Genomic DNA, 6,577 nt, shown 5'->3' on the forward strand with positions numbered 1-6,577 from the left:
TCTTTTAAATCTATGAAAAAAATATTTACAAAAACATCCATTTATTATCTCTTATCTTTCCTTATTCCGCTGACTATTATTTCTATCGTCTTAGCATTTCAAGGAATCTGGTGGGGAAGTGATACAACAATATTGGCCAGTGATGGTTTCCATCAGTATGTTATTTTTAATCAAACATTACGAAATACTTTACACGGAGACGGCTCTTTTTTTTACACCTTTACAAGTGGTCTAGGACTCAATTTTTATGCTCTATCCTCCTATTACCTAGGCTCATTCCTATCTCCAATTGTCTCTTTCTTTGATTTACAATCCATGCCTGATGCTATCTACCTTGTCACTATTGTCAAATTTGGATTGACTGGGTTGTCAACTTATTTCAGTCTAAAGGGTATCCATAAAAATTTGAAAGAAGAATGGGCACTATTACTCGCTACTAGTTTTTCTCTGATGAGTTTTAGTACAAGTCAGTTAGAAATAAACAACTGGCTAGACGTTTTTTTACTCCTCCCACTCGTTCTTCTTGGATTGCATCGATTATTAAAAAAACAGGGTCCGATTCTCTACTACATAACATTAACATGCTTGTTTATCCAAAACTATTACTTCGGTTATATGGTGGCTATTTTTCTAACATTATGGACATTGGTTCAATTATCATGGATAGATAGTCAGAGAATCAAAAGATTTATCAACTTTACAATAGTGTCAATTTTATCTGCTTTAAGTAGCATGTTCATGTTGTTACCAACCTACTTGGATTTAAAAACTCATGGTGAGACATTTACAAAAATTGTCAACCTAAAAACCGAAGACTCTTGGTATCTGGACTTCTTTGTAAAAAACTTAGTTGGTAGCTTTGATACAACAAAATTTGGTTCTATTCCCATGATCTCTGTTGGTCTCGTTCCATTAATACTCGCTTTATTATTCTTTACATTAAAAGAAATAAAACCAACTGTCAAACTCTCCTATGCTCTATTCTTTACATTCATTATTTCAAGTTTCTACCTACAACCACTCAATCTTTTTTGGCAAGGTATGCATGCGCCAAACATGTTCCTCTATCGTTATGCATGGGCTCTATCAATAACCGTTATCTATTTAGCAGCAGAGACATTGGCACGACTACATCAAGTAAGTATTAAAAATTTTACTCTGATTGTTTCATTTTTTCTCATTTGCTTTACTTCTACCTTTATTTTTAGAGATCATTATGAGTTTCTAACGGATGTAAATTTCCTACTCACACTAGAATTTCTAATAGCCTACTTCATTCTTTTTGTAGCAATGATTCGCTATAAATCATCCTTAAAATGGATTAATATTGTTTTATTGTTCTTCACTTTCTTAGAACTTGGATTACATAGTCATTATCAGGTTCAGGGGATTTCTGATGAATGGCATTTTCCTAGCCGATCAAACTATGAAGAAAAATTGACAGACATTGACAGTATTGTAAAGTCTACAAAGACTACAACTGATTCATTTTATCGTATAGAACGTCTATTACCACAAACTGGCAACGATAGCATGAAATTCAATTACAACGGTATTTCTCAATTCTCCTCCATTCGAAATCGTGCTTCCAGCTCAGTACTAGATAAGCTCGGTTTCCGTTCAGACGGTACCAATTTGAATCTTCGTTATCAGAATAATACAATCATTGCTGATAGCCTATTCGGAGTCAAATATAATTTAGCTACTACGGACCCAAATAAGTTTGGTTTCACACTGAATCAGAGTCAGTCTACTATTAATCTTTACGAAAATAGTTTTAATCTAGGGTTAGCCCTATTGACTGAAGGGATTTACAAAGATGTCAATTTTACAAATCTGACTCTCGATAATCAAACAAATTTTCTTAATCAACTAACAGGGCTATCTCAAAAATACTACCACACTTTATCAGATGTTGTTTCACAAAATACAGTTGAGTTGAGCAATCGAATGACTGTCAATAAAGTTGACAATGAGGATGCTGCAAAGGCAACTTTCTTAGTAAATATACCTGCAAATAGCCAAGTATACTTAAATTTGCCAAATTTAACATTCTCAAATGAGAATCAAAAAAAGGTTGTCATTACTGTCAACAATCAGTCAAGTGAGTTTACACTAGATAATGCTTTCTCTTTCTTCAATGTGGGGAGCTTTACTACAGATGTACAAGTTCAAGTCGATGTATATTTTCCTGAAAATAATCAAGTTTCTTTTGATAAACCACAATTTTATCGATTGGACTTATTAGCTTTCCAACAGGCTATTTCCATTCTCCAAGAAAAACAAGTAGTAACAAAAACTGATGGTAATAAAGTAACCGTTGATTTTGTAACCGATAAAGAAGCCTCACTCCTCCTTACTTTACCCTATGATAAAGGATGGAATGCAACCATTGATGGTAAACCTATCAAAATCCAAAAAGCGCAAGAGGGTTTTATGAAAGTGGATGTAAGTCCAGGTCAAACTAAACTAGTTTTAACCTTTGTACCAAATGGTTTCTATCTAGGTTTACTGATTTCTTTTGGTGCAGTTTTTGTATTTTTCTCCTATCAATTCATTGGATACTATTATTCTAAGAACCGAGAATACTAAACTTTCTCGGTTTTTTCTTGTAAAAAGCAAAAAACCTTGATTTCTCAAGGTTTCCTATGCTTTATCTACTCCGCCAACAGGGCTCGAACCTGTGACATCATGATTAACAGTCATGCGCTCTACCAACTGAGCTATGGCGGAAGAAATAGTCCGTACGGGATTCGAACCCGTGTTACCGCCGTGAAAAGGCGGTGTCTTAACCCCTTGACCAACGGACCATTTTTAGAACAATAACTAGTATAATACATGTGACTTTGTTTGTCAATACATTTTTTGATTTTTTATTGTATTGACAGAGTGCTTTGTTTAATGTAAAATAAAATGGTTAAGGTTCCATAGCTCAGCTGGATAGAGCATTCGCCTTCTAAGCGAACGGTCGCAGGTTCGAATCCTGCTGGAATCATTTAGACCTACCTCGAGTAGGTCTTTTTTCTTGCCATAATTCATAATTAATATATAAAACTGGCAAAATCAGACCAATAAGGGCATATTCTTTAAATTTGAAGGATAGATGAGTAGATATGATGACACCTAGCATAAACCCTATAATGGTCAATAAGATGTTCCTACCTGTTTTTCTAAGTTCTGAATCTTTTTCAATAACTCCTTTAAACCAGAGATAAGCAGCATTTTTGACATTCCCTGTCATCATCACATTGGCATACGGAGCACCTCGTAACCTTCTAAATGTTTCTACTTGAATAGAGGCTACGAAGGCTAGACTAGCAATTGTAAAAGATGCAGGCATAATAGGTGAGAGAATGATAGTTAGTAAAATAAGAACTAACATCATTACACTACTACCAAAGTGCCAAGACCATGTTTGTTTTTCAAAATACCTTCTTGCTAAGTAGGTAAAAAATTGTCCGAATACAAAAAATAAAATGGGAATAGAAAAATTAACTACCTGCGCAAAATCACCTTTAGCTAAAAAATAAGCTAGAGAAATAACATTTCCAGATTGTACGCCAGCAAAGCGACCACCCTGAGTCACAAAAGTAAAGGCATTTAAATAACCACTGATAAACGTTAATGAACAAGCAATTCTCAATCCCTCAAAAACACGATAATCTTTTTGATTCATTTTCACTCCTTGTTTCACGTGAAACTACTTATGATATGGGCTTCCCTGCTGAATCATAAATGCACGATAAATCTGCTCGATGAGAACTAATTTCATTAGTTGATGGGGAAGTGTCAACTGTCCAAAACTCATCAACAAATTAGCTCTTTTTTTAATACAAGAATCGAGACCCAAACTACCACCGATGATAAAAGTTATATCTGAATACCCATTTACTGCAATGTCAGATATCTTTTGACTAAATTCTTCCGATGGAAATTGTTTGCCTTCTATCGCTAAGGCAATGACAAAATCTCGCTCTCCAATTTTAGACATAATTCTATCGGCTTCTTTTTTTAATATTTGTTCATTCTCTGCCTGACTGGCTTTATCTGGTGTTTTTTCATCAGGAAGCTCAATCATATCCAACTTAGCAAATCGTCCCAATCGTTTACTATATTCTGCAATACCTTCTTTGAGGTACTTTTCTTTCAATTTTCCAACGGTAATCAATTTTATTTTCATAAAATAATTGTAACATATCCACAAGCGTACGACAGAAAATATTTTTAGAAAATCAGGATATGGCTACAGTTTTTCACATAATTCACAGAGTTATCCACAGGTTGTGGATTGATTTTTGAAAACTTTAAGCTATAATTAAGAAAGCAAGAGTAATCTTAAAGAAAATTAAAGAAATGGAAAGGATTCCTTATATGAAAAAATATTTGAAATTTGCGATTTTATTTGTAATTGGATTTTTGGGTGGTCTTATCGGGGCCTTATCAGCCTCTTTCTTCCAACCACAGATTCAACAAGCAAATTCTGCTATCACTAGTGTCAGCAATGTTCAATATAATAATGAAACTTCCACCACAAAAGCTGTAGAGAAAGTACAAAATGCTGTTGTGTCTGTTATTAATTACCAAAAGTCAGCCAACAATAGTCTTGGTGCTATCTTTGGAAATATTGAATCATCTGACGAACTAGCTGTTGCTGGAGAGGGGTCTGGGGTTATCTATAAAAAAGATGGTCAATATGCCTATGTTGTGACAAATACGCATGTTATTAATAACGCAGAAAAGATTGATATTCTTTTAGCATCTGGAGAAAAAATCAGCGGTGAACTCGTTGGTTCCGATACCTATTCTGATATAGCTGTTATAAAAATATCAGCAGATAAAGTCACTGCTGTTGCTGAATTTGCTGATTCCGATACAATTAAAGTTGGAGAAACTGCTATCGCAATTGGTAGTCCTCTAGGTAGCGTCTACGCCAATACAGTTACTCAAGGTATTATTTCTAGCCTAAGTCGGACAGTTACTTCACAATCAGAAGATGGTCAAACAATCTCAACCAACGCTATTCAAACCGATACAGCTATCAACCCTGGAAACTCTGGAGGACCATTGATTAATATCCAAGGACAAGTTATTGGTATCACCTCTAGCAAAATCACCTCAAGTTCTGTAAGTAGCTCAGGTGTGGCTGTGGAAGGGATGGGATTCGCTATTCCTGCAAATGATGCCGTAGCCATTATCAATCAACTAGAGAAAGCTGGAAAAGTTAGCCGACCTGCTCTTGGAGTTCATATGGTTAACTTGACGACCTTGTCAACTAGTCAATTAGAAAAGGCTGGATTATCAAATACAGAATTAACATCCGGTGTCGTAATTGTCTCTACACAAAGTGGACTACCTGCAGATGGAAAATTAGAAACTTTTGATGTTATTACTGAGATTGACGGAGAAGCTATTCAAAATAAGAGTGACCTCCAGAGCGCTCTCTACAAACATCAAATTGGAGATACAATCACTGTAACTTATTACCGCAATAATCAGAAACAAACTGTTGACATTAAGTTGACACATTCTACAGAAGAACTTAGCGAATAATTGACAAATGAGACTTTACACAATTGTAAAGTCTCATTTTTTTTGCTAGAATAAGGATATATGGAAGAATTACGTACACTAAATATTTCAGAAATCCATCCCAATCCCTATCAGCCAAGAATTCATTTTGATGAAAAGGAGCTACTTGAGCTCGCTCAATCTATTAAGGAAAATGGCTTAATTCAACCGATTATTGTAAGAAAATCTTCTATTATCGGATACGAATTATTAGCTGGAGAAAGAAGGTTGCGAGCCAGTCAATTAGCTGGACTGACTACAATACCAGCAGTGGTAAAGGAACTAACTGATGATGATTTACTCTATCAGGCTATCATAGAGAATCTACAGCGTTCTAACTTAAATCCGATAGAAGAAGCAGCCTCTTATCAAAAATTGATTAGTAGAGGGTTAACGCATGATGAAGTTGCTCAAATCATGGGAAAATCAAGACCATATATCAGTAATTTATTGCGCCTACTAAATCTATCATCTCAGACTAAACAAGCTGTAGAAGAAGGAAAAATTTCACAAGGGCACGCGCGACAATTGGTGTCATTTTCAGAAGAAAAGCAAGCCGAATGGGTTCAACTCATTTTATCAAAGGATTTAAGTGTGCGTACGCTTGAAAAATTAATGGCTGTAAATAAGAAAAAACACACTAAGCTTAAACAACGCGACCAATTTTTAAAAGAACAGGAAGATTCACTCAGTAAAACTCTTGGAACAGCTACAAAAATTATCAAGAAGAAAAACGGGAGCGGAGAAATTCGGATTAGCTTTAATGACCTCGATGAATTCGAAAGAATTATCAACAATTTTAAATAGACTTGTTTACAATTTATTTTTATAAACACTCTTTTCCACACTAAAATCATTACAAAAAGTCAGGACCAGCAAAGGTTCTGACTTTTATTCACATCTTGTGGAAAACTTTTCTTAACAGTGTGGATTTTTAAAATTATCTGTGGAAAACTTTTGTTTTTTATGGTACACTATTCTAACGAATATAATGTGAAAGGGGGAAAAT

The 6,577-nt window shown here is 34.8% G+C and carries 5 protein-coding genes and 3 tRNA genes; 4 read left to right on the forward strand and 4 right to left on the reverse strand.

Annotation, left to right across the window (positions count from 1 at the left end):
- Positions 1–12 precede the first annotated feature (12 nt).
- On the forward strand, positions 13–2,592 hold the full coding sequence (locus tag K6969_RS12280) for a YfhO family protein (RefSeq protein WP_029173854.1): 2,580 nt from the start codon (positions 13–15) through the stop codon (positions 2,590–2,592).
- 68 nt (positions 2,593–2,660) lie between these two features.
- Here the strand turns inward: K6969_RS12280 and K6969_RS12285 are convergent.
- Positions 2,661–2,733 (reverse strand) — tRNA-Asn (locus tag K6969_RS12285).
- A gap of 5 nt (positions 2,734–2,738) precedes the next feature.
- Positions 2,739–2,810, reverse strand: a tRNA-Glu gene (locus K6969_RS12290).
- Positions 2,811–2,921: 111 nt separating this feature from the next.
- Here K6969_RS12290 and K6969_RS12295 point away from each other — a divergent pair.
- A tRNA-Arg gene (locus tag K6969_RS12295) sits at positions 2,922–2,995 on the forward strand.
- Here K6969_RS12295 and K6969_RS12300 read toward each other — a convergent pair.
- The gene (locus K6969_RS12300; protein WP_171942918.1) at positions 2,993–3,676 is read right to left on the reverse strand and encodes a YoaK family protein; all 684 of its coding nucleotides are present in this window, start codon (positions 3,674–3,676) and stop codon (positions 2,993–2,995) included. The genes K6969_RS12295 and K6969_RS12300 overlap by 3 nt on opposite strands.
- 24 nt (positions 3,677–3,700) lie before the next feature.
- Positions 3,701–4,180, reverse strand: coding sequence for a 23S rRNA (pseudouridine(1915)-N(3))-methyltransferase RlmH (rlmH, locus tag K6969_RS12305; protein ID WP_023371894.1), 480 nt, complete (start codon positions 4,178–4,180; stop codon positions 3,701–3,703).
- A 173-nt stretch (positions 4,181–4,353) separates the two neighbouring features.
- Here rlmH and K6969_RS12310 point away from each other — a divergent pair, with 173 nt between their 5' ends.
- Entirely contained in the window at positions 4,354–5,550 is a 1,197-nt protein-coding gene (locus K6969_RS12310; RefSeq protein ID WP_004195348.1) for a S1C family serine protease, read from the forward strand.
- A gap of 60 nt (positions 5,551–5,610) precedes the next feature.
- Positions 5,611–6,375, forward strand: coding sequence for a ParB/RepB/Spo0J family partition protein (locus K6969_RS12315; protein ID WP_171942917.1), 765 nt, complete (start codon positions 5,611–5,613; stop codon positions 6,373–6,375).
- Positions 6,376–6,577: the final 202 nt, after the last annotated feature.

The organism is Streptococcus suis (genome assembly GCF_019856455.1).
Classification (GTDB): domain Bacteria; phylum Bacillota; class Bacilli; order Lactobacillales; family Streptococcaceae; genus Streptococcus; species Streptococcus suis_AE.

What these genes read in the sequence shown, in the direction of transcription:
- rlmH (WP_023371894.1), bottom strand. Translation starts at nt 4,180, where the DNA reads ATGAAAATAAAATTGATTACCGTTGGAAAATTGAAAGAAAAGTACCTC.
- K6969_RS12300 (WP_171942918.1), bottom strand. Translation starts at nt 3,676, where the DNA reads ATGAATCAAAAAGATTATCGTGTTTTTGAGGGATTGAGAATTGCTTGT.
- K6969_RS12280 (WP_029173854.1), top strand. Translation starts at nt 13, where the DNA reads ATGAAAAAAATATTTACAAAAACATCCATTTATTATCTCTTATCTTTC.
- K6969_RS12315 (WP_171942917.1), top strand. Translation starts at nt 5,611, where the DNA reads ATGGAAGAATTACGTACACTAAATATTTCAGAAATCCATCCCAATCCC.
- K6969_RS12310 (WP_004195348.1), top strand. Translation starts at nt 4,354, where the DNA reads ATGGAAAGGATTCCTTATATGAAAAAATATTTGAAATTTGCGATTTTA.